A 19,619-nucleotide genomic window follows, 5' to 3' on the forward strand; every position below is an offset into this window, starting at 1 on the left:
TTCACCTTTTAAACCAGCCCAAACAGCGTCAACAACAGGTCGATAACCTTGATACCGATGAAGGGGACAATCAGCCCACCCAGCCCGTAAATCCACAGGTTGCGGCGCAGCATGGCGGCCGCGGTCAGCGGTTTATAGCTCACCCCTTTGAGCGCCAGCGGGATCAGGAAGACAATAATCAGGGCGTTAAAAATAACCGCACTGAGAATGGCTGATGCTGGCGAGTGCAGATGCATCACGTTCAGCGCATTAAGCTGCGGATAGGTGGCCGCAAACGCCGCGGGAATGATGGCAAAGTATTTTGCGACGTCGTTGGCGATACTGAACGTTGTCAGTGAACCGCGCGTCATCAGCATCTGCTTACCGATGTGCACAACTTCAATCAGCTTGGTCGGGTTCGAGTCGAGGTCGACCATGTTGCCCGCCTCTTTCGCCGCCTGGGTACCGGAGTTCATGGCCACCGCCACGTCGGCCTGCGCAAGGGCTGGGGCATCGTTGGTGCCATCACCCGTCATCGCCACCAGGCGGCCTTCCGCCTGATACTGACGAATTAACGCCAGCTTGGCTTCAGGCGTTGCCTCCGAGAGAAAATCATCCACGCCTGCTTCGGCAGCAATCGCGGCGGCGGTCAGACGGTTGTCCCCGGTGATCATCACCGTTTTGATCCCCATTTTCCGCAGCTGGGCAAAGCGCTCTTTGATCCCGCCTTTTACGATATCCTTCAGCGAAATCACCCCCAGCACATGTGCCCCTTCAGCCACCACCAGCGGCGTCGCGCCCTGACGTGCCACGCTCTCGACCAGGTTGTCCACTTCTGGTGGGAAATGACCATTGTTGGCTTCAATGTGGCGACGAATTGCGTCGACGGAGCCTTTACGGATCATGCGGTCCTGAATGTTGATGCCGCTCATTCGGGTTTGTGCCGTGAAGGGAACGAAAGTCGCATGGAGACTCTGAACGTCGCGCTGGCGCAGGTTAAAGCGCTGCTTGGCGAGGATCACGATACTGCGGCCTTCCGGCGTTTCATCGGCGAGCGAAGAGAGTTGCGCCGCATCCGCCAGCGTTTTTTCATCCACGCCGGGGGCAGGTAAGAACTCTGACGCCTGGCGGTTACCGAGGGTAATTGTCCCGGTTTTATCCAGCAGCAGAACGTCCACATCCCCTGCGGCCTCGACCGCACGTCCGCTGGTCGCGATGACGTTCGCGCCCAGCATACGGCTCATACCGGCCACACCGATGGCCGACAGCAGCCCCCCGATGGTAGTCGGGATCAGGCAGACCAGCAGCGCCACCAGAACGGTGGTGGTGACCGCGGTACCGCCGTAAGCGGAGAATGGCCACAACGTGGCGGTTGCCAGCAAAAAGACAATCGTCAGCGCCACCAGCAGGATGGTCAGGGCAATTTCGTTTGGTGTTTTACGACGCTGCGCGCCTTCCACCATGGCAATCATACGGTCAAGGAAGGTTTCACCCGGGTTGACGCTACACTGGATCACCAGCCAGTCGGAGAGAATGCGTGTCCCGCCCGTCACGGAGGCGAAATCACCCCCGGATTCACGTATGACGGGAGCGGATTCCCCGGTGATGGCACTTTCATCTACCGACGCGCCGCCTTCGATGACTTCACCGTCGCAGGGGATAATGTCCCCGGCTTCGACCAGCACCACGTCACCTTTACGTAGTTCATCTGCCGGGACATGGTCCATCTGGGCACCGTATTTCGGTTCGCGTAATTTGCGCGCAAAAGCGGTCTTTTTCACCCCTTTGAGGCTATTGGCCTGCGCTTTGCTGCGGCCTTCCGCCAGCGCTTCCGCAAAGTTGGCAAACAGTACGGTGAACCACAGCCACAGGCTGATAGCGCCGGTGAACATCGCATTCCCCTGCAGATGACCCGTTCCCATGGCAATCGCCAGCGCGGTGGTGAGTAAACTCCCTATCCAGACGATAAACATCACCGGGTTGTGCCACTGCACGCGCGGGCTCAACTTTTTCACCGCATCCATGAGGGCCTGTCGAACTAACGACGGTTCGAACAGGGCCATTTGTTTACGACTCATGACAAATTCTCCGCAAAATCAGCGTAAAGAGAGGTATTCCGCGACCGGGCCTAACGCGAGGGCGGGGATAAAGGTCAGGGCGCCGACCAGCAGCACGGTACCGGTCAGCAGTCCGATAAACAGCGCGCCGTGGGTCGGCAACGTCCCGCTGGTGGTCGGTTGAATTTTTTTGCTCACCAGCGACCCGGCAATCGCCAGCACCGGCACAATGACCCCGAAACGACCCACGAACATGCAGAACGCCAGCAGACAGTTCCAGAACGGTGAGTTAGCGCTTAAGCCTGCGAAGGCACTACCGTTATTGTTAGAAGCAGAAGAGACGGCATAAAGCACTTCGCTAAAGCCGTGGATGCCAGGGTTGAAGATGCCGCTGCGTCCGGCCTCCGTCATCAGTGCCAGTGCGGTACCAGCCAGCACGAGGGCGGGGGTGACCAGAATCGCCAGCGCGGTTAACTTCATCTCACGGACATCGATTTTTTTGCCCAGATATTCCGGGGTGCGACCAATCATCAGACCCGCAATGAACACCGCCAGCAGAACAAACAGCAGCATGCCGTAAAGACCCGAGCCTACGCCGCCGAATACCACTTCACCGATCTGCATCAGCCACATCGGGATCATGCCGCCCAGTGCCGTGAAGGAGTCGTGCATAGCATTGACCGCCCCGCAGGATGCCGCCGTCGTGACCACGGCATAAAGGCTGCTGGCGAGAATGCCAAAGCGGCTCTCTTTCCCTTCCATATTCATGGTGCCGTCAGCGCCCAGCGTCAGGAAATGCGGGTTACCTTGCCATTCGGCCCACATCACCAGCGCAACACAGACGACAAAGATTAGCGACATGGTCCAGAGCAGGGTGCGACCCTGACGACGATCGTTCACTACATCGCCAAAAGCAAAGCACAGCGCTGCGGGGATCAGGAAGATCGCCAGCATTTGCACAGCGTTGGTCAGTGCCGTTGGGTTTTCAAACGGATGCGATGAGTTGGCATTGAAGAAACCGCCACCATTCGTACCGAGCATCTTAATGGCTTCCTGTGAGGCCACAGGCCCCATCGGCAGAAGCTGTTTTGCCCCTTCAAGCGAGGTATAAGGGGCGTAAGGCAGCAGGTTTTGCAGCGTACCTTGCTGAATAAAGAACAGCGCGATGAGCAGAGCAATCGGAAGTAAGACCCACAGAGAAATGCGTGTGAGATCAACCCAGGCATTGCCCAGCGTACCCATATTCTGACGTGCAAACGCACGCGTCAGCGCGAAGACAACCGCGATACCGCTGGCTGCTGAGAGGAAATTTTGTACGGTTAATCCCACCATCTGGCTGAAGTAGCTCAGCGTGGTTTCGCCGGCGTAGGATTGCCAGTTGGTATTGGTGACAAAGCTGACAGCCGTATTCAGCGCAAGATGCCAGGACAGGCCCGGTAACTGTTGCGGGTTCAGCGGCAGGCTACCCTGCAACATCAGCATAACAAAGAGCGCGACCAGCCCAACAATATTCAGCAGCAGAATAGCGACCAGATACTGACGCCAGTTCATCTCCTGATCGCGTATTCCCAGTACGCGCCAGATCCCTTTTTCGATACTTCCCGTACCCGGTAAGGACACGTTGTTGATCAGCCGCGCGAGCCCCGTTCCCAGCGGTCTGGCAAGCACCAATAAGACCAGTAAAAAGCTGGCTATAAGTAAAAACGCCTGAGCAGCCATCAGAAGGCCTCCGCATTAATCAGGGCGTATACCAGATAACCCAATAACAGGAACACCAGCACGATGCCGGTAATCAGACCTGCACTCACAATCCACCTCCGAGTGACATTTGTATTTGTGTTAACGGTAGGATTTATGGCGCAAAGATTTCGCAAAAATCGGCAGGGTGGGTGTAAAAAAAGTATAAAAATGGAAAAGGCACAATTTAACTATTGGTAAGTAAATCGTTAACTTTTTTGTAACTTACTTACGGCGGAAATGTAAATATTCACTAAATGGATGAAAATAACTGGTCTGATGAGTAGTAAAATTACAAACAAAGCGGTATTATTTTAGCCAGATCACAGATTTCAAATTTTCCGGAGCATGTTTCCGGCCAACTATAGGGGAGAAAATATGGATCTTTATAAAGCGTATCCGGCTCATATCGTTTTCATGCGTCGCACTTTCGCCGTAGTGGCTGGCGTGCTGGCCCTGCCGGTGATGCTCTTCTGGAAAGACCGCGCACGTTTTTATAGCTATTTGCACCGCGTCTGGGCCAAAACCAGCGAGAAGCCGGTGTGGATGGATCAGGCCGAGAAAGCGACCTGCGATTTTTACTGATACGAAGACGACACACAGCAATAAAAAAACCGCCTACAGCAATGTGGCGGTTTTTTTTATCCCTCAGGATCCGCGGTCCGTTGGGCCGTTTTTGGGCTCTCGTCAGAGCGTGTGTCCACCGACTTATCACCGGTGGTGAACGGTGGAGCGGTTAGCAGCAGGGACCGCATGATGAAACGCTCTTTTTGCATTGCGTTCATTGTCACCAGCGTACTCGTGGTAAGACGTGATGAACCGACAGTGTTTATTGCTTTTACCATGATGGCGCAAGATACGTAGCGTTAAGGCCGCCCCGGGCGGCCTTTTTTATTTCATCGCGTCTACACTTCATGGCAAAGTAGATAAAAGCCAGCCGCATTTTCTCTTTAGTGGCATGGCCTTACGGACATAATGGATAATTGCCAGGAGTTTTATGCCCACCCATCTGGTTTGGTTTCGCGCGGACCTGCGCGTACATGACAATCTCGCCCTTGCGGCTGCCTGCCGCTCCCCGGAAGCCCGCGTGCTGGCGGTGTTTATCGCCACCCCCGGGCAGTGGCAGCAGCATGCTATGGCACCACGCCAGGCGGCTTACCTCAGCTCACATCTGAATGGCTTGCAGTGTTCGCTTGCCGAAAAAGGGATCCCGCTCATTTATAAAGAGGTCAGTGACTTCTCCGCGCAATGCCAGGCTGTGAAGGCAATCTGTGAGCAGTACGATGTCACCCACCTTTTTTACAACTATCAGTACGAATTCAATGAACGTCAGCGGGATCGTCAGCTGGAGAAAATCCTGCAGGATGTAGAGTGTCAGGGTTTTGATGACAGCGTCATGCTGCCGCCGGGCAGTGTCATGACCGGCAACCACGAGATGTATAAAGTCTTTACGCCGTTTAAAAATGCCTTCATTAAAAGACTGAAGGAGGCGCTGCCGGAATGTGTGGCTGCACCCACCGTGAGGGGAGAGGCCATAACGGAGATACCCGAGCGGGAGTTTGACTATCCGCAACAGGCGTTTGATGAGACTCTGTTCCCGGCTACCGAAAAAAACGCTATTGCGAAGCTGCGCCAGTTTTGTAAAGCGGGGGCAGGCGATTACGACGCGCGCAGGGATTTTCCCGCGACAGAGGGCACCAGCCGTTTATCGGCCTGTCTGGCACTGGGCGTGCTCTCACCGCGCCAGTGCCTGCATCGTCTTCTGGCGGAACAACCACAGGCACTGGACGGGGGCCCCGGCTCCGTCTGGCTTAACGAACTTATCTGGCGCGAATTTTATCGCCATTTGATGACGTATCACCCTGATTTATGTAAGCATCGTCCGTTTATACCCTGGACTGATAACATAAAATGGCAACACAACGAGAGCCACTCACAGGCCTGGCAGAAAGGCGAAACGGGTTTCCCTATTGTTGATGCCGCGATGCGCCAGCTCAATGAAACCGGATGGATGCACAACCGGCTGCGAATGATTACCGCCAGCTTCCTGGTGAAGGATCTGCTTATCGACTGGCGTGTCGGGGAGCGGTATTTTATTTCTCAGCTGATCGATGGCGATCTGGCGGCGAATAACGGCGGCTGGCAGTGGGCGGCGTCCACCGGAACCGACGCCGCGCCCTATTTCCGTATTTTTAATCCTGCCACGCAGGGACAAAAATTTGATGCAGACGGCGAGTTTATCCGCCGCTGGTTGCCCGCGCTGAGCAATGTCCCTGCAAAAGCGATCCACGACCCGTGGGCATGGGCGGATAAACAGGGCGTGAAGCTCGATTATCCCCGTCCGATTGTTGACCATAAACAGGCGCGTGTCGCCACGCTGGCGGCGTACGAGGCCGCCCGCAAAGCTTAAGAGAGTGATGATGAAAAACAGCGAACTGGAAAGCCTGATTAACGAAAAACTGAACAGCGCCTCCTTCAGCGATTACGGCCCGAACGGCCTCCAGGTTGAAGGACGCGAAACGGTGCAGAAAATTATCACTGGCGTGACGGCAAGCCAGGCGCTGCTGGACGAAGCCGTCCGTCAGGAAGCGGATGCCGTTATTGTCCATCACGGTTATTTCTGGAAAAACGAAGCACCGATCATTCGCGGTATGAAGCGAAACCGCCTGAAAACGCTGCTGGCAAATGATATCAACCTGTACGGTTACCATCTGCCGCTGGATGCGCACCCGGAGCTGGGCAATAACGTACAGCTCGCGCAGCTGTTGGGGATTACCGTCATGGGTGAAATTGAGCCGCTGGTGCCCTGGGGAGAGCTGGCCATGCCGGTGCCCGGCCTGGAGCTGGCTTCCTGGATTGAAGCGCGTCTGGGACGCCGTCCGCTCTGGTGCGGTGACACCGGTCCGGATACGGTGAAGCGGGTTGCCTGGTGTACTGGTGGTGGTCAGGGCTTTATTGATAGCGCGGCACGCTTTGGTGTCGACGCCTTCATCACCGGAGAAGTGTCCGAGCAGACCGTCCATTCGGCGCGTGAACAAGGTCTGCATTTTTACGCGGCAGGTCACCATGCCACCGAGCGTGGCGGAATTCGCGCCCTCAGTGAATGGCTGACTGAAAATACCGATCTGGATGTCACGTTTATTGATATCCCTAACCCGGCCTGATGAGAGGTATCTGAGTGCAGCGAGCGCGTTGTTATCTTCTGGGGGAAACGGCAGTGGTTCTGGAGCTGGAACCGCCAGTGACCCTTGCCACGCAAAAGCGTATCTGGCGGCTAACGCAGCGCCTGGCCGATGTGCCTGAAGTGGTTGAAGCGATTCCGGGTATGAATAACATCACCGTGGTGCTGCGTAATCCGCATACGCTGGCGCTGGATGCTATTGAACGTTTGCAGCGCTGGTGGGAAGAGAGCGAGGCGCTGGAGCCGGATTCCCGGACAATTGAGATCCCGGTGGTGTATGGCGGCGAGCATGGACCCGATCTTGGCGTGGTGGCGGAACACTGCGGATTAACGGAAAAGCAGGTGGTTGAATTGCACGCCTGCGTTGATTACGTGGTCTGGTTCTTGGGTTTTCAGCCGGGCTTCCCCTATCTGGGGGGGCTCTCACCGCAGTTGCATACGCCGCGTCGCGCCGAACCCCGCCTGAGCGTGCCGGCGGGCACGGTGGCTATCGGTGGTGAGCAGACCGGCATTTATCCTCTGACGTCACCGGGTGGCTGGCAGCTTATCGGGCATACGTCCAGGCCGTTATTTGAACCAGGGCAGGAGGTTCCCATACTCCTTCGTCCCGGCGATACCCTGCGCTTTATCCCGCAGAAGGAGGGGGTATGTTAACGCTGATTCGCGCCGGGCTTTACACGTCCGTGCAGGATGCCGGCCGCTTTGGCATGCGCCAGTCGGGCGTGAGCTACTGTGGTGCGCTGGACAGGCCTGCGCTGGAGATTGCTAACGTGCTGGTGGGCAACCCTGGCAGCACGGCAGCACTCGAAATTACGCTTGGCCAGTGTGTGATTGAATTCGGCGAGGAGACCTGGTTTGCCTTAACCGGGGCCGCCTGTGATGCCGAGCTGGATGGCAAAGCGGTCTGGACAGGCTGGCGGCTGCGGGCGAAAGCCGGGCAGCGTCTGACCCTTAAACGTCCTGTGCACGGCGTGCGAAGCTATCTTGCGGTCGCAGGAGGGATTGATGTGCCAGAAGTGCTGGGTTCATCCAGCACCGATCAGAAAGCCGGCATTGGCGGTCATGAAGGGCGCCTGCTGCGTGACGGCGATCGTCTGGCGGTTAAACCCTCAACGCGCCACTTCTCGACGGCCCAGGGGGTAAAACAGCTGTTATGGACCAACCAGATCCGTGCCTTACCGGGGCCGGAATATCAGGAGTTCGATGAAGTCGCTCAGGAGACGTTCTGGCGTTCGCCGTGGAAGATCAGCCCGCAAAGTAACCGTATGGGATACCGCCTTCAGGGGCAGCCATTGACCCGTACGACAGATCGGGAATTGCTCTCACACGGTTTATTGCCTGGCGTCATTCAGGTGCCGGGTAACGGTCAGCCGATCGTGCTGATGAACGATGCGCAAACCACGGGGGGATACCCGCGTATTGCCTGCATTATTGAAGCGGATCGCTACCATCTGGCGCAAATTCCTCTCGGACAGCCGATTCATTTTGTGCAATGTTCGCTGGAGGAGGCGCTGAAGGCACGCCAGGATCAGCAGCGTTATCTGGAACAACTGGCATGGAGGCTCGATGGCAAAGATTGATTTAAACGCCGATCTGGGTGAGGGCGGAGGTGCCGATGCTGAACTGATGACGCTGGTCTCTTCGGTCAATATTGCCTGCGGGTTTCACGCGGGTGACGCGCAAACCATGCTGGTCAGCGTGCGTAATGCGATTAAGCACGGCGTGGCGATAGGGGCACATCCCAGTTTTCCTGACAGGGATAATTTTGGCCGCACGGCAATGGATCTCCCTCCTGAGACGGTGTATGCCCAGACGCTCTATCAAACGGGCGCGCTGGAGGCGATTGTGCGTTCCCAGCAGGGCGTGCTGCGCCATGTGAAACCCCACGGCATGCTCTACAATCAGGCGGCCAAAGATCCGGCTCTCGCGGATGCCATTGCCCGCGCGGTGCGGGACTGCAACCCGCAGCTCATCCTGGTGGCGCTGGCGGGGAGCGAGCTTATTCGCGCCGGACAGCGGCTGGGGTTAACCACCCGTCAGGAAGTTTTTGCTGACAGAGGGTACCAGCCGGACGGCAGCCTGGTTCCCCGTTCACTGCCCGGTGCGCTTATTACCGATGAATCACAGGCGCTGGCGCAAACGCTGGCGATGGTATGTGAGGGGTCGGTAAAGGCAATTGATGGTTCAACGGCCAGAGTCCAGGCGGATACGGTGTGTTTACACGGTGATGGTGAGCATGCGCTGCAGTTTGCACGCCGCTTACGGGCGGCCTTTGCGGAGCAGGGTATTCTCGTGAGTGCATGACATAACGATAAGGACAGAAAAATGCCTGAAGGCCCGGAGATCCGCCGTGCTGCGGATAGCCTCGAGGCGGCGATAAAGGGCGAACCCCTGACGGATGTCTGGTTTGCTTTTCCTCAACTGAAACCGTTTGAAGCCCAGCTGGTGGGGCAGACGGTGACGCACATTGAAACGCGCGGCAAAGCGCTGCTCACGCATTTCTCCCATAACCTGACGTTATATAGCCATAATCAGCTGTACGGCGTTTGGCGCGTGGTGAAGGCAAACGAGCAGCCGCAAACTACCCGCGTGCTGCGCGTCAGGCTACAGACGGCAGACAACGCGATTCTGCTCTACAGCGCATCCGATATCGAAATGTTAACGCCAGAGCAGCTGCTCACTCATCCGTTCCTGCAGCGCGTCGGGCCGGATGTGCTGGATATGAGCCTGACCCCGGGCGAGGTGAAAGCCCGTCTGGTATCACCTCGGTTTCGTAACCGACAGTTTTCCGGACTGTTGCTCGATCAGGCGTTTCTGGCTGGATTAGGAAATTACCTGCGGGTGGAAATCCTCTGGGAAGTGGGCCTGGCGGCGCAGCATAAGGCATCGCAACTCAGTGATGAACAGCTGGAGGCGTTATCTCACGCACTGCTGGATATCCCGCGCCTGTCGTACAACACGCGTGGCGTTGTGGATGACAACAAGCACCATGGGGCATTGTTCCGCTTTAAGGTGTTTCATCGTGAAGGGAAGGCGTGTGAACGGTGCGGCGGGTTAATTGCGAAAACCACGCTGTCGTCGAGACCGTTTTACTGGTGTCCGCACTGCCAGAAGTAAAATGAAAACGGTAACCCAGGGGGTTACCGTTTTTAATGTCTTCACTCTCTCGGAGTAAGAGAGAGATGGGGTGAGGACATCAGGCCACACCCCGTTAACATCAGCGTTTGATGTCAGACTTAAAATCACGCTGCTCGTAGCCAGTATACAGCTGACGAGGACGGGCGATTTTCATGCCTTCGCTGTGCATTTCGTTCCAGTGCGCAATCCAGCCAACGGTACGTGCCATGGCGAAGATCACGGTGAACATGGAAGACGGAATGCCCATCGCTTTCAGAATAATGCCAGAGTAGAAATCGACGTTCGGGTAGAGTTTCTTCTCGATGAAGTACGGGTCGTTCAGCGCAATGTGCTCAAGCTCCATCGCCACTTCCAGCAGGTCGTCTTTTGTACCCAGCTCTTTCAGCACTTCGTGGCATGTTTCACGCATAACGGTAGCGCGTGGGTCGTAGTTTTTGTACACACGGTGACCGAAGCCCATCAGACGGAAGGAGTCATTCTTGTCTTTCGCGCGACGCACGAATTCAGGAATGTGCTCAACGGAGCTGATCTCTTCCAGCATCTTCAGTGCCGCTTCGTTCGCGCCGCCGTGCGCCGGTCCCCACAGGGAGGCGATACCCGCAGCGATACAGGCGAACGGGTTCGCGCCTGAAGAGCCTGCGGTACGGACGGTGGAGGTGGAGGCGTTCTGTTCGTGGTCGGCGTGCAGGATCAGAATACGGTCCATCGCACGTTCCAGTACCGGGTTCACTTCGTACTCTTCACACGGCGTGGAGAACATCATGCGCAGGAAGTTACCGGCGTAGGAGAGGTCGTTACGTGGATAAACAAACGGCTGGCCGATGGAGTATTTGTAACACATCGCTGCCATTGTCGGCATTTTGGACAGCAGGCGGAACGCCGCGATATCACGGTGACGTGGATTATTCACGTCCAGCGAGTCGTGGTAGAACGCTGCCAGCGCACCGGTAATACCGCACATCACCGCCATTGGGTGAGAATCACGACGGAAAGCATGGAACAGACGGGTAATCTGCTCATGAATCATGGTGTGACGGGTGACGGTGGTTTTGAATTCATCGTATTGTGCCTGCGTCGGTTTTTCGCCGTTCAGCAGGATGTAGCACACTTCCAGATAGTTGGATTCGGTGGCTAACTGATCGATGGGGAAGCCGCGATGGAGCAGGATACCTTCGTCACCATCAATGAAGGTGATTTTGGATTCGCAAGATGCGGTAGAGGTAAATCCAGGGTCGAAGGTGAATACACCTTTAGAACCCAGCGTACGGATATCAATAACATCCTGACCGAGCGTGCCTTTTAGCACATCCAGTTCAACAGCAGTGTCACCATTTAGGGTGAGCGTTGCCTTTGTATCAGCCATTTACGGTCTCCTTAGCGCCTTATTGCTTAAGACTGCCAATTACCGGATTTGCATTCTGCTGATTTCTCACCGTTACCAGTTTGTTATTTGGCTTACCGCTCAGCTCACGAGGAGAAACCAGGGTACAGAGCTATGGCGCCTTGCAGGTAAAAACATGAAAAATCAGTGAAACAACAGCAAATCAGTGTCTTCGCAGTCCGAATTATTCAAACCTGTATATCACTAATAACTGTCCTGATAACTTCGGTCAATACCATCACACTGTTACATAACTATTTGTCAGGTGAAAGTGAGACCTCATAACTTTTGCGCATTATATGCCTTTTCTGATGACGTTTGTAACAATATTGTTTAACATTTGTCAAATCAGATGATTAAAAATTAAAAAGATGTTGTTATCGTGACCCTGATCACTGTTCCAGAGAAAACCCGACAAACTGTATGTAGGTTAATTGTAATGATTTTGTGAACGGCCTATACTGCCGCCAGGTCTCCGGAACACCCTGCAATCCCGAGCCACCCAGCGTTGTAACGTGTCGTTTTAGCATTTGGAAGCAATGTTTTGCATGACGCGCAGTTATAGAAAAGGAACGCTGTCTGACCCGCATCGCAGTCCGGAGGAAGGAAACAATAAGAACAGCATGTGGGCGTTATTCATGATAAGAAATGTGAAAAAACAAAGACCTGTCAATCTGGATCTCAAAACGATCCGGTTCCCTGTAACAGCAATAGCGTCCATTCTGCACCGCGTTTCTGGTGTGATTACGTTTGTGGCGGTCGGCATTCTGCTGTGGTTACTGGGTACCAGCCTCTCTTCTCCTGAAGGATTCCTCCAGGCCTCTGCCATCATGAACAGCTTCTTCGTGAAATTTATCATGTGGGGCATTCTGACTGCGCTGGCGTACCACGTTGTTGTGGGCATTCGTCATATGCTGATGGACTTTGGCTACCTGGAAGAGACTTTCGAAGCCGGTAAACGCTCCGCTAATATTTCATTTGTATTGACTGTCGTGCTTTCACTTCTCGCAGGAGTTCTCGTATGGTAAGCAACGCCTCCGCATTAGGACGCAACGGCGTACATGACTTCATTCTGGTCCGTGCTACCGCCATCGTTCTCACCCTTTATATCATCTATATGATTGGTTTCTTCGCGACCAGCGGCACGCTGACGTGGGAAATCTGGAGTGGGTTCTTCGGATCTGCCTTCACCAAAGTGTTCACCCTGCTGGCTCTGTTCTCCATCCTTATTCATGCCTGGATTGGTATGTGGCAGGTGTTGACCGATTACGTTAAACCACTGGCGATTCGCCTTCCTCTGCAGCTGGTCATTGTCGTTGCACTGGTGGTTTACGTTATTTATGGATTCGTTGTGGTGTGGGGTGTGTAATGAAACTGCCAGTCAGAGAATTTGATGCTGTTGTGATTGGTGCTGGTGGCGCAGGTATGCGTGCAGCACTGCAAATTTCCCAGAGCGGCCAGACCTGTGCGCTGCTCTCTAAAGTCTTCCCGACCCGTTCCCACACTGTCTCCGCGCAGGGCGGTATTACCGTTGCGCTGGGCAATTCCCATGAAGATAACTGGGAATGGCACATGTATGACACGGTCAAAGGTTCCGACTACATCGGCGACCAGGATGCTATCGAATATATGTGTAAGACTGGCCCGGAAGCGATTCTGGAGCTGGACCACATGGGTCTGCCGTTCTCCCGTCTGGAAAATGGCACCATTTATCAGCGTCCGTTTGGCGGCCAGTCGAAAAACTTCGGCGGCGAGCAGGCGGCACGTACCGCAGCTGCGGCTGACCGTACCGGTCACGCACTGCTGCACACGCTGTATCAACAGAACCTGAAAAACCACACGACTATTTTCTCCGAGTGGTACGCGCTGGATCTGGTGAAAAACGCCGATGGCGCTGTTGTGGGTTGTACTGCGCTGTGTATTGAAACCGGTGAAGTGGTCTACTTCAAAGCGCGTGCTACCGTGCTGGCGACCGGCGGTGCAGGCCGTATTTATCAATCTACCACCAACGCCCACATCAACACCGGTGACGGCGTAGGTATGGCTATCCGCGCCGGCGTACCGGTGCAGGATATGGAAATGTGGCAGTTCCACCCAACCGGCATCGCCGGTGCCGGCGTGCTGGTAACAGAAGGCTGCCGTGGTGAAGGGGGTTACCTGCTGAACAAACACGGCGAGCGCTTCATGGAGCGTTATGCCCCGAATGCGAAAGACCTGGCGGGTCGTGACGTGGTGGCGCGTTCCATCATGATCGAAATCCGTGAAGGCCGCGGCTGTGACGGCCCATGGGGTCCACATGCGAAGCTGAAACTCGACCATCTGGGTAAAGAGGTTCTGGAATCACGTCTGCCAGGCATTCTGGAGCTGTCTCGTACCTTCGCGCACGTCGATCCAGTGAAAGAGCCTATCCCGGTAATCCCAACCTGTCACTACATGATGGGCGGTATTCCGACCAAAGTGACCGGCCAGGCGCTGACCGTGAACGAGCAGGGTGAAGACGTTGTTATCCCGGGCCTGTTTGCCGTCGGTGAAATTGCCTGCGTATCCGTACACGGTGCAAACCGTCTGGGCGGGAACTCCCTGCTTGACCTGGTGGTATTTGGTCGTGCGGTAGGTCTGCATCTGCAAGAGTCTATTGCCGAGCAGGGTGCGCTGCGTGATGCCACCGACGATGAAATTGATGCGTCGCTTGAGCGTCTGAACCGCTGGAACGGCAACCGTAATGGTGAAGATCCGGTGGAAATCCGCAAAGCGCTGCAGGAATGTATGCAGCACAACTTCTCGGTATTCCGTGAAGGGGATGCGATGGCCAAAGGTCTTGAGCAGCTGAAAGCGATCCGCGAGCGTCTGAAAAATGCCCGTCTGGACGACACGTCCAGCGAATTCAATACCCAGCGCGTTGAGTGTCTGGAGCTGGATAACCTGATGGAAACGGCGTTCGCTACCGCGATGTCGGCAAACTTCCGTACCGAGAGCCGTGGCGCGCATAGCCGCTTCGACTTCCCGGATCGTGACGATGAAAACTGGCTGTGCCATTCCCTGTATCTGCCAGAGTCGGAATCCATGACGCGTCGTAGCGTCAATATGGAACCGAAACTGCGTCCGGCGTTCCCGCCGAAGATTCGTACTTACTAATGCGGAGACAGGATAATGAAACTCGAATTCTCAGTTTATCGTTATAACCCGGATGTAGATGATGCTCCGCGTATGCAGGATTACACCCTGGAAGCGGAAGAAGGCCGTGACATGATGCTGCTGGATGCCTTAATCCAGCTGAAAGAAAAGGATCCGACACTGTCGTTCCGTCGCTCATGCCGTGAAGGCGTTTGTGGCTCTGACGGTGTGAACATGAACGGTAAAAATGGTCTGGCCTGCATCACGCCAATTTCAGCGTTGCAGCGCGCGGGCCAGAAAATTGTTATCCGTCCTTTGCCAGGTCTGCCAGTCGTTCGTGATTTGGTGGTAGACATGGGGCAATTCTATGCACAATATGAGAAGATTAAGCCTTACTTATTGAATAATGGGCAAAATCCACCGGCTCGTGAGCACTTACAGTCTCCTGAGCAGCGTGAAAAACTCGACGGTTTGTACGAGTGTATTCTCTGTGCATGTTGCTCGACCTCTTGCCCGTCGTTCTGGTGGAACCCGGACAAGTTTATCGGCCCGGCCGGTCTGCTGGCTGCCTATCGCTTCCTGATCGATAGCCGCGACACCGAAACCGACAGTCGTCTGGAAGGACTGAGTGATGCTTTCAGCGTATTCCGCTGCCATAGCATCATGAACTGCGTCAGTGTATGTCCTAAGGGGCTGAACCCGACGCGCGCCATCGGCCATATTAAGTCGATGCTGCTGCAGCGCAGTGCATAAGTAACAGGAGGGGAGCGTTGTTCCCCTCACCCTGACCCTCTCCTGACAGGAGAGGGGATAAAATGTAGGAAACCTCTAAAAACTGCCCCGAGGTGCAGACAGTTTTTAAAGGTTCCTTCGCGAGCCCAAGACAACATAAGAGCTCGCAGGTGAACCCCGGCACGTACGTGTTGTACGTGGTAGTTTCTACGGCGAAAGTAAGCATAAAAATGCTTAAGGGATCACGATGCAGAACGGCGCAATGAAAGCCTGGCTGGACTCTTCTTACCTCTCTGGTTCAAACCAGAGCTGGATAGAACAGCTCTATGAAGACTTCTTAACCGATCCTGACTCAGTGGACGCAAACTGGCGTTCCATGTTCCAGCAGTTACCTGGCACTGGAGTCAAACCGGATCAATTCCATTCCAAAACACGTGATTATTTCCGTCGTCTGGCGAAGGATGCCTCACGTTACTCTTCTGCGATTTCCGACCCTGACACCAATGCGAAGCAGGTTAAAGTCCTGCAGCTTATCAACGCTTATCGCTTCCGTGGTCACCAGCATGCGAATCTCGATCCGCTGGGACTGTGGAAACAAGATCGTGTGGCGGATCTCGATCCGGCGTATCACGATCTGACCGAGGCCGATTTCCAGGAAAGCTTTAACGTAGGTTCCTTTGCCATCGGCAAAGACACGATGAAGTTGGGCGAGCTGATTGACGCGCTCAAGCAAACCTACTGCGGCTCCATCGGCGCGGAATATATGCATATCACCTCTACAGAAGAGAAACGCTGGATCCAGCAGCGCATCGAATCTGTGGCGGGCCACGCGAATTTCTCTGCTGAAGAGAAAAAACGCTTCCTCAGCGAACTGACCGCAGCAGAAGGCCTTGAGCGCTATCTGGGCGCGAAATTCCCGGGTGCGAAACGCTTCTCGCTGGAAGGCGGCGACGCGCTGGTACCTATGCTGAAAGAGCTGATTCGTCACGCAGGCAAAAGCGGTACCCGTGAAGTGGTGCTGGGTATGGCGCACCGCGGTCGTCTGAACGTACTGGTCAACGTGCTGGGTAAAAAACCGCAGGACCTGTTCGACGAATTCGCGGGCAAACATAAAGAACACCTCGGCACCGGTGACGTGAAGTACCACATGGGCTTCTCGTCTGATATCGAAACCGAAGGCGGTCTGGTTCACCTGGCGCTGGCGTTTAACCCGTCACACCTGGAAATTGTGAGCCCGGTGGTTATCGGTTCTGTACGCGCGCGTCTGGATCGTCTGGACGAGCCGAGCAGCAACAAAGTCCTGCCAATCACCATTCACGGTGACGCGGCGGTCACAGGGCAGGGCGTGGTTCAGGAAACGCTGAACATGTCCAAGGCGCGTGGTTACGAAGTGGGCGGTACCGTTCGCATTGTTATCAACAACCAGGTGGGCTTCACGACTTCTAACCCACTGGATGCGCGTTCTACCCCGTACTGCACCGACATCGGTAAGATGGTTCAGGCACCGATCTTCCACGTTAACGCGGATGACCCGGAAGCCGTGGCGTTCGTTACCCGTCTGGCGCTGGACTACCGTAACACCTTCAAACGCGATGTGTTCATCGACCTGTTCTGCTACCGCCGTCATGGCCACAACGAAGCTGACGAGCCAAGTGCAACGCAGCCGCTGATGTATCAGAAAATCAAAAAACACCCGACGCCACGCAAAATCTATGCTGACAAGCTGGAAGGCGACAACGTGACGACGCTGGAAGATGCGACCGAAATGGTCAACCTCTACCGTGACGCGCTGGATGCGGGTGAATGCGTAGTGAAAGAGCTGCGCCCGATGAACATGCACTCCTTTACCTGGTCGCCGTACCTCAACCACGAGTGGGATGAGAGCTACCCGAACAAGGTAGAGATGAAGCGCCTGCAGGAGCTGGCTAAACGCATCAGCACCGTACCAGACGCTATCGAGATGCAGTCTCGCGTAGCGAAAATTTATGCTGACCGTCAATCAATGGCGGCGGGCGAGAAGCTGTTCGACTGGGGCGGGGCGGAAACACTGGCTTACGCAACGCTGGTTGATGAAGGCATTCCTGTTCGTCTGTCCGGTGAAGATGCGGGCCGTGGCACCTTCTTCCACCGTCACGCGGTTGTTCACAACCAGACTAACGGTTCAACCTATACTCCGCTGCAGCATGTCCATAACGGTCAGGGTCAGTTCAAGGTATGGGACTCCGTCCTGTCTGAAGAAGCGGTACTGGCATTCGAATACGGCTACGCCACTGCGGAACCGCGCACCCTGACTATCTGGGAAGCGCAGTTCGGTGACTTCGCCAACGGTGCCCAGGTCGTTATCGACCAGTTCATCTCGTCCGGCGAGCAGAAATGGGGCCGTATGTGTGGCCTGGTGATGCTGCTGCCACACGGTTACGAAGGTCAGGGTCCGGAGCACTCCTCCGCCCGTCTGGAACGTTATCTGCAGCTCTGCGCTGAGCAGAACATGCAGGTCTGCGTGCCGTCCACTCCGGCTCAGGTCTACCACATGCTGCGTCGTCAGGCGCTGCGCGGTATGCGCCGTCCGCTGGTGGTCATGTCGCCAAAATCCCTGCTGCGCCACCCGCTGGCGGTGTCCAGCCTGGACGAACTGGCGAACGGCACCTTCCTGCCTGCCATCGGTGAGGTTGACGAACTGGATCCGCAGGCCGTTAAGCGTGTTGTGATGTGTTCTGGTAAGGTTTATTACGACCTGCTGGAACAGCGCCGTAAGAACGACCAGAAAGATGTCGCCATCGTGCGTATCGAACAGCTTTATCCATTCCCGCACCAGGCGGTGCAGGAAGCGTTGAAACCGTATGCTCACGTGCATGATTTTGTCTGGTGCCAGGAAGAGCCGCTCAACCAGGGCGCCTGGTACTGCAGTCAGCATCATTTCCGTGAAGTCATTCCATTTGGGTCTGCCCTGCGTTATGCAGGTCGCCCGGCCTCCGCCTCTCCGGCGGTAGGGTATATGTCCGTTCACCAGAAGCAGCAACAAGATCTGGTCAATGACGCGCTGAACGTCGATTAATTAAAGGATACATAATGAGTAGCGTAGATATTCTTGTTCCCGACCTGCCTGAGTCCGTAGCAGATGCGACCGTCGCCACCTGGCACAAAAAACCGGGCGATAGCGTTAAGCGCGATGAAGTGCTGGTAGAAATCGAAACTGACAAAGTGGTACTGGAAGTACCGGCTTCAGCGGATGGCATTCTGGATGCAGTCCTGGAAGACGAAGGGACAACCGTAACCTCCCGTCAGATCCTGGGTCGCCTGCGTGAAGGCAACAGCGCGGGCAAAGAGTCCAGCGCGAAGTCTGACGAAAAAGCGTCTACCCCAGCCCAGCGTCAGCAGGCCTCTCTGGAAGAGCAAACTAACGACGCGCTCAGCCCGGCGATCCGTCGCCTGCTGGCCGAGCACAACCTGGATGCGGCTGCCATTAAAGGCACCGGTGTCGGTGGTCGTCTGACCCGTGAAGATATCGAGAAGCACCTGGCGAAAGCCCCTGCTCAGGCAGAAGCTAAAGCGCCAGCAGCGGCAGCGGCGCCGGCAGCACAGCCTGCGCTGGGTGCCCGTAGCGAAAAACGCGTGCCGATGACTCGCCTGCGTAAGCGTGTGGCTGAGCGTCTGCTGGAAGCGAAAAACTCCACCGCGATGCTGACCACCTTCAACGAAGTGAATATGAAGCCAATCATGGACCTGCGTAAGCAGTACGGTGACGCGTTTGAAAAACGTCACGGTATCCGTCTGGGCTTTATGTCCTTCTACGTGAAAGCGGTTGTTGAAGCGCTGAAACGCTACCCGGAAGTTAACGCCTCTATCGATGGCGATGACGTGGTTTATCACAACTACTTCGACGTCAGCATGGCAGTCTCTACGCCACGTGGTCTGGTTACCCCGGTTCTGCGTGATGTCGATACTCTGGGTATGGCTGACATCGAGAAAAAGATTAAAGAGCTGGCTGTAAAAGGTCGCGACGGCAAGCTGACCGTAGACGATCTGACCGGCGGTAACTTCACCATTACCAACGGCGGCGTTTTCGGTTCACTGATGTCTACCCCGATCATCAACCCGCCGCAGAGCGCGATCCTGGGTATGCATGCCATTAAAGATCGTCCAATGGCGGTAGACGGCAAAGTGGAGATCCTGCCAATGATGTATCTGGCACTCTCTTACGATCACCGTCTGATCGACGGCCGCGAGTCCGTGGGCTTCCTGGTTGCCATTAAAGAGCTGCTGGAAGATCCAACGCGTCTGCTGCTGGACGTCTAGTTTT

General features: G+C 55.4%; 17 protein-coding genes. 13 read left to right on the plus strand and 4 right to left on the minus strand.

Annotation, left to right across the window (positions count from 1 at the left end):
- Nucleotides 1-8 precede the first annotated feature (8 nt).
- The 3 genes from kdpB to kdpF are packed head-to-tail and all read right to left on the minus strand — an operon-like array spanning nucleotide 9 to nucleotide 3,844.
- Nucleotides 9-2,057 carry a potassium-transporting ATPase subunit KdpB gene (kdpB, locus tag HV242_RS06290; RefSeq protein ID WP_014169157.1) on the minus strand — a complete coding sequence of 683 codons (2,049 nt, stop codon included), beginning with the start codon at nucleotides 2,055-2,057 and terminating at the stop codon, nucleotides 9-11.
- 18 nt (nucleotides 2,058-2,075) lie between these two features.
- Complete coding sequence (kdpA, locus tag HV242_RS06295) at nucleotides 2,076-3,755, minus strand: potassium-transporting ATPase subunit KdpA (RefSeq protein WP_050737382.1); 1,680 nt, start codon at nucleotides 3,753-3,755, stop codon at nucleotides 2,076-2,078.
- Nucleotides 3,755-3,844 carry a K(+)-transporting ATPase subunit F gene (gene kdpF, locus HV242_RS06300; protein WP_015386886.1) on the minus strand — a complete coding sequence of 30 codons (90 nt, stop codon included), beginning with the start codon at nucleotides 3,842-3,844 and terminating at the stop codon, nucleotides 3,755-3,757. Before kdpF ends, kdpA begins: the two co-directional genes overlap by 1 nt.
- A gap of 307 nt (nucleotides 3,845-4,151) precedes the next feature.
- On the opposite strand from kdpF, the gene HV242_RS06305 reads away from it, so the two are divergent.
- The 7 genes from HV242_RS06305 to nei all read left to right on the plus strand — a co-directional run bounded on the left by HV242_RS06305 (nucleotide 4,152) and on the right by nei (nucleotide 10,071).
- Nucleotides 4,152-4,358, plus strand: a complete 207-nt coding sequence (locus tag HV242_RS06305) for a YbfA family protein (RefSeq protein WP_014883027.1) — start codon at nucleotides 4,152-4,154, stop codon at nucleotides 4,356-4,358.
- Between the two features lie 412 nt (nucleotides 4,359-4,770).
- Nucleotides 4,771-6,183, plus strand: a complete 1,413-nt coding sequence (gene phrB / locus HV242_RS06310; protein ID WP_050737381.1) for a deoxyribodipyrimidine photo-lyase — start codon at nucleotides 4,771-4,773, stop codon at nucleotides 6,181-6,183.
- Nucleotides 6,184-6,193: 10 nt separating this feature from the next.
- Nucleotides 6,194-6,937: a type 2 GTP cyclohydrolase I gene (locus HV242_RS06315; protein WP_020884971.1), complete on the plus strand. Its 744-nt coding sequence runs from the start codon at nucleotides 6,194-6,196 to the stop codon at nucleotides 6,935-6,937.
- Between the two features lie 14 nt (nucleotides 6,938-6,951).
- Nucleotides 6,952-7,608 carry a 5-oxoprolinase subunit PxpB gene (pxpB, locus tag HV242_RS06320; protein WP_014169163.1) on the plus strand — a complete coding sequence of 219 codons (657 nt, stop codon included), beginning with the start codon at nucleotides 6,952-6,954 and terminating at the stop codon, nucleotides 7,606-7,608.
- Nucleotides 7,602-8,534 carry a 5-oxoprolinase subunit PxpC gene (gene pxpC, locus HV242_RS06325; RefSeq protein WP_032677695.1) on the plus strand — a complete coding sequence of 311 codons (933 nt, stop codon included), beginning with the start codon at nucleotides 7,602-7,604 and terminating at the stop codon, nucleotides 8,532-8,534. Before pxpB ends, pxpC begins: the two co-directional genes overlap by 7 nt.
- Nucleotides 8,521-9,258 (plus strand): 5-oxoprolinase subunit PxpA, encoded by a 738-nt coding sequence (gene pxpA, locus HV242_RS06330; protein ID WP_032677696.1) that lies wholly within the window; start codon nucleotides 8,521-8,523, stop codon nucleotides 9,256-9,258. The genes pxpC and pxpA overlap by 14 nt, the downstream gene beginning before the upstream one ends.
- A gap of 21 nt (nucleotides 9,259-9,279) precedes the next feature.
- Nucleotides 9,280-10,071 (plus strand): endonuclease VIII, encoded by a 792-nt coding sequence (gene nei / locus HV242_RS06335; protein WP_050737380.1) that lies wholly within the window; start codon nucleotides 9,280-9,282, stop codon nucleotides 10,069-10,071.
- Nucleotides 10,072-10,171: 100 nt separating this feature from the next.
- Here the strand turns inward: nei and HV242_RS06340 are convergent, their stop codons facing one another.
- Complete coding sequence (locus tag HV242_RS06340) at nucleotides 10,172-11,455, minus strand: citrate synthase (RefSeq protein WP_014169167.1); 1,284 nt, start codon at nucleotides 11,453-11,455, stop codon at nucleotides 10,172-10,174.
- Between the two features lie 641 nt (nucleotides 11,456-12,096).
- Here HV242_RS06340 and sdhC point away from each other — a divergent pair.
- The 6 genes from sdhC to odhB all read left to right on the plus strand — a co-directional run bounded on the left by sdhC (nucleotide 12,097) and on the right by odhB (nucleotide 19,615).
- Entirely contained in the window at nucleotides 12,097-12,501 is a 405-nt protein-coding gene (sdhC, locus tag HV242_RS06345) for a succinate dehydrogenase cytochrome b556 subunit (protein ID WP_025204654.1), read from the plus strand.
- On the plus strand, nucleotides 12,495-12,842 hold the full coding sequence (sdhD, locus tag HV242_RS06350) for a succinate dehydrogenase membrane anchor subunit (protein ID WP_010428702.1): 348 nt from the start codon (nucleotides 12,495-12,497) through the stop codon (nucleotides 12,840-12,842). The genes sdhC and sdhD overlap by 7 nt, the downstream gene beginning before the upstream one ends.
- The gene (sdhA, locus tag HV242_RS06355; protein ID WP_014883036.1) at nucleotides 12,842-14,608 is read left to right on the plus strand and encodes a succinate dehydrogenase flavoprotein subunit; all 1,767 of its coding nucleotides are present in this window, start codon (nucleotides 12,842-12,844) and stop codon (nucleotides 14,606-14,608) included. The genes sdhD and sdhA overlap by 1 nt, the downstream gene beginning before the upstream one ends.
- 15 nt (nucleotides 14,609-14,623) lie before the next feature.
- Nucleotides 14,624-15,340: a succinate dehydrogenase iron-sulfur subunit SdhB gene (gene sdhB, locus HV242_RS06360; protein WP_014169170.1), complete on the plus strand. Its 717-nt coding sequence runs from the start codon at nucleotides 14,624-14,626 to the stop codon at nucleotides 15,338-15,340.
- Nucleotides 15,341-15,566: 226 nt separating this feature from the next.
- Entirely contained in the window at nucleotides 15,567-18,374 is a 2,808-nt protein-coding gene (gene sucA, locus HV242_RS06365; RefSeq protein WP_014169171.1) for a 2-oxoglutarate dehydrogenase E1 component, read from the plus strand.
- A 14-nt stretch (nucleotides 18,375-18,388) separates the two neighbouring features.
- Nucleotides 18,389-19,615, plus strand: coding sequence for a 2-oxoglutarate dehydrogenase complex dihydrolipoyllysine-residue succinyltransferase (odhB, locus tag HV242_RS06370; protein WP_025204653.1), 1,227 nt, complete (start codon nucleotides 18,389-18,391; stop codon nucleotides 19,613-19,615).
- The last annotated feature ends 4 nt before the right edge of the window (nucleotides 19,616-19,619 follow it).

This window comes from Enterobacter sp. RHBSTW-00593 (assembly GCF_013784105.1).
Taxonomy (GTDB): Bacteria; Pseudomonadota; Gammaproteobacteria; order Enterobacterales; family Enterobacteriaceae; genus Enterobacter; species Enterobacter ludwigii.

Coding starts and splice junctions, on each gene's coding strand:
- kdpB (WP_014169157.1), bottom strand. CDS start 2,057: ATGAGTCGTAAACAAATGGCCCTGTTCGAACCGTCGTTAGTTCGACAG.
- kdpA (WP_050737382.1), bottom strand. CDS start 3,755: ATGGCTGCTCAGGCGTTTTTACTTATAGCCAGCTTTTTACTGGTCTTA.
- HV242_RS06305 (WP_014883027.1), top strand. CDS start 4,152: ATGGATCTTTATAAAGCGTATCCGGCTCATATCGTTTTCATGCGTCGC.
- phrB (WP_050737381.1), top strand. CDS start 4,771: ATGCCCACCCATCTGGTTTGGTTTCGCGCGGACCTGCGCGTACATGAC.
- HV242_RS06315 (WP_020884971.1), top strand. CDS start 6,194: ATGAAAAACAGCGAACTGGAAAGCCTGATTAACGAAAAACTGAACAGC.
- pxpC (WP_032677695.1), top strand. CDS start 7,602: ATGTTAACGCTGATTCGCGCCGGGCTTTACACGTCCGTGCAGGATGCC.
- pxpA (WP_032677696.1), top strand. CDS start 8,521: ATGGCAAAGATTGATTTAAACGCCGATCTGGGTGAGGGCGGAGGTGCC.
- nei (WP_050737380.1), top strand. CDS start 9,280: ATGCCTGAAGGCCCGGAGATCCGCCGTGCTGCGGATAGCCTCGAGGCG.
- HV242_RS06340 (WP_014169167.1), bottom strand. CDS start 11,455: ATGGCTGATACAAAGGCAACGCTCACCCTAAATGGTGACACTGCTGTT.
- sdhC (WP_025204654.1), top strand. CDS start 12,097: ATGTGGGCGTTATTCATGATAAGAAATGTGAAAAAACAAAGACCTGTC.
- sdhD (WP_010428702.1), top strand. CDS start 12,495: ATGGTAAGCAACGCCTCCGCATTAGGACGCAACGGCGTACATGACTTC.
- sdhA (WP_014883036.1), top strand. CDS start 12,842: ATGAAACTGCCAGTCAGAGAATTTGATGCTGTTGTGATTGGTGCTGGT.
- sdhB (WP_014169170.1), top strand. CDS start 14,624: ATGAAACTCGAATTCTCAGTTTATCGTTATAACCCGGATGTAGATGAT.
- sucA (WP_014169171.1), top strand. CDS start 15,567: ATGCAGAACGGCGCAATGAAAGCCTGGCTGGACTCTTCTTACCTCTCT.
- odhB (WP_025204653.1), top strand. CDS start 18,389: ATGAGTAGCGTAGATATTCTTGTTCCCGACCTGCCTGAGTCCGTAGCA.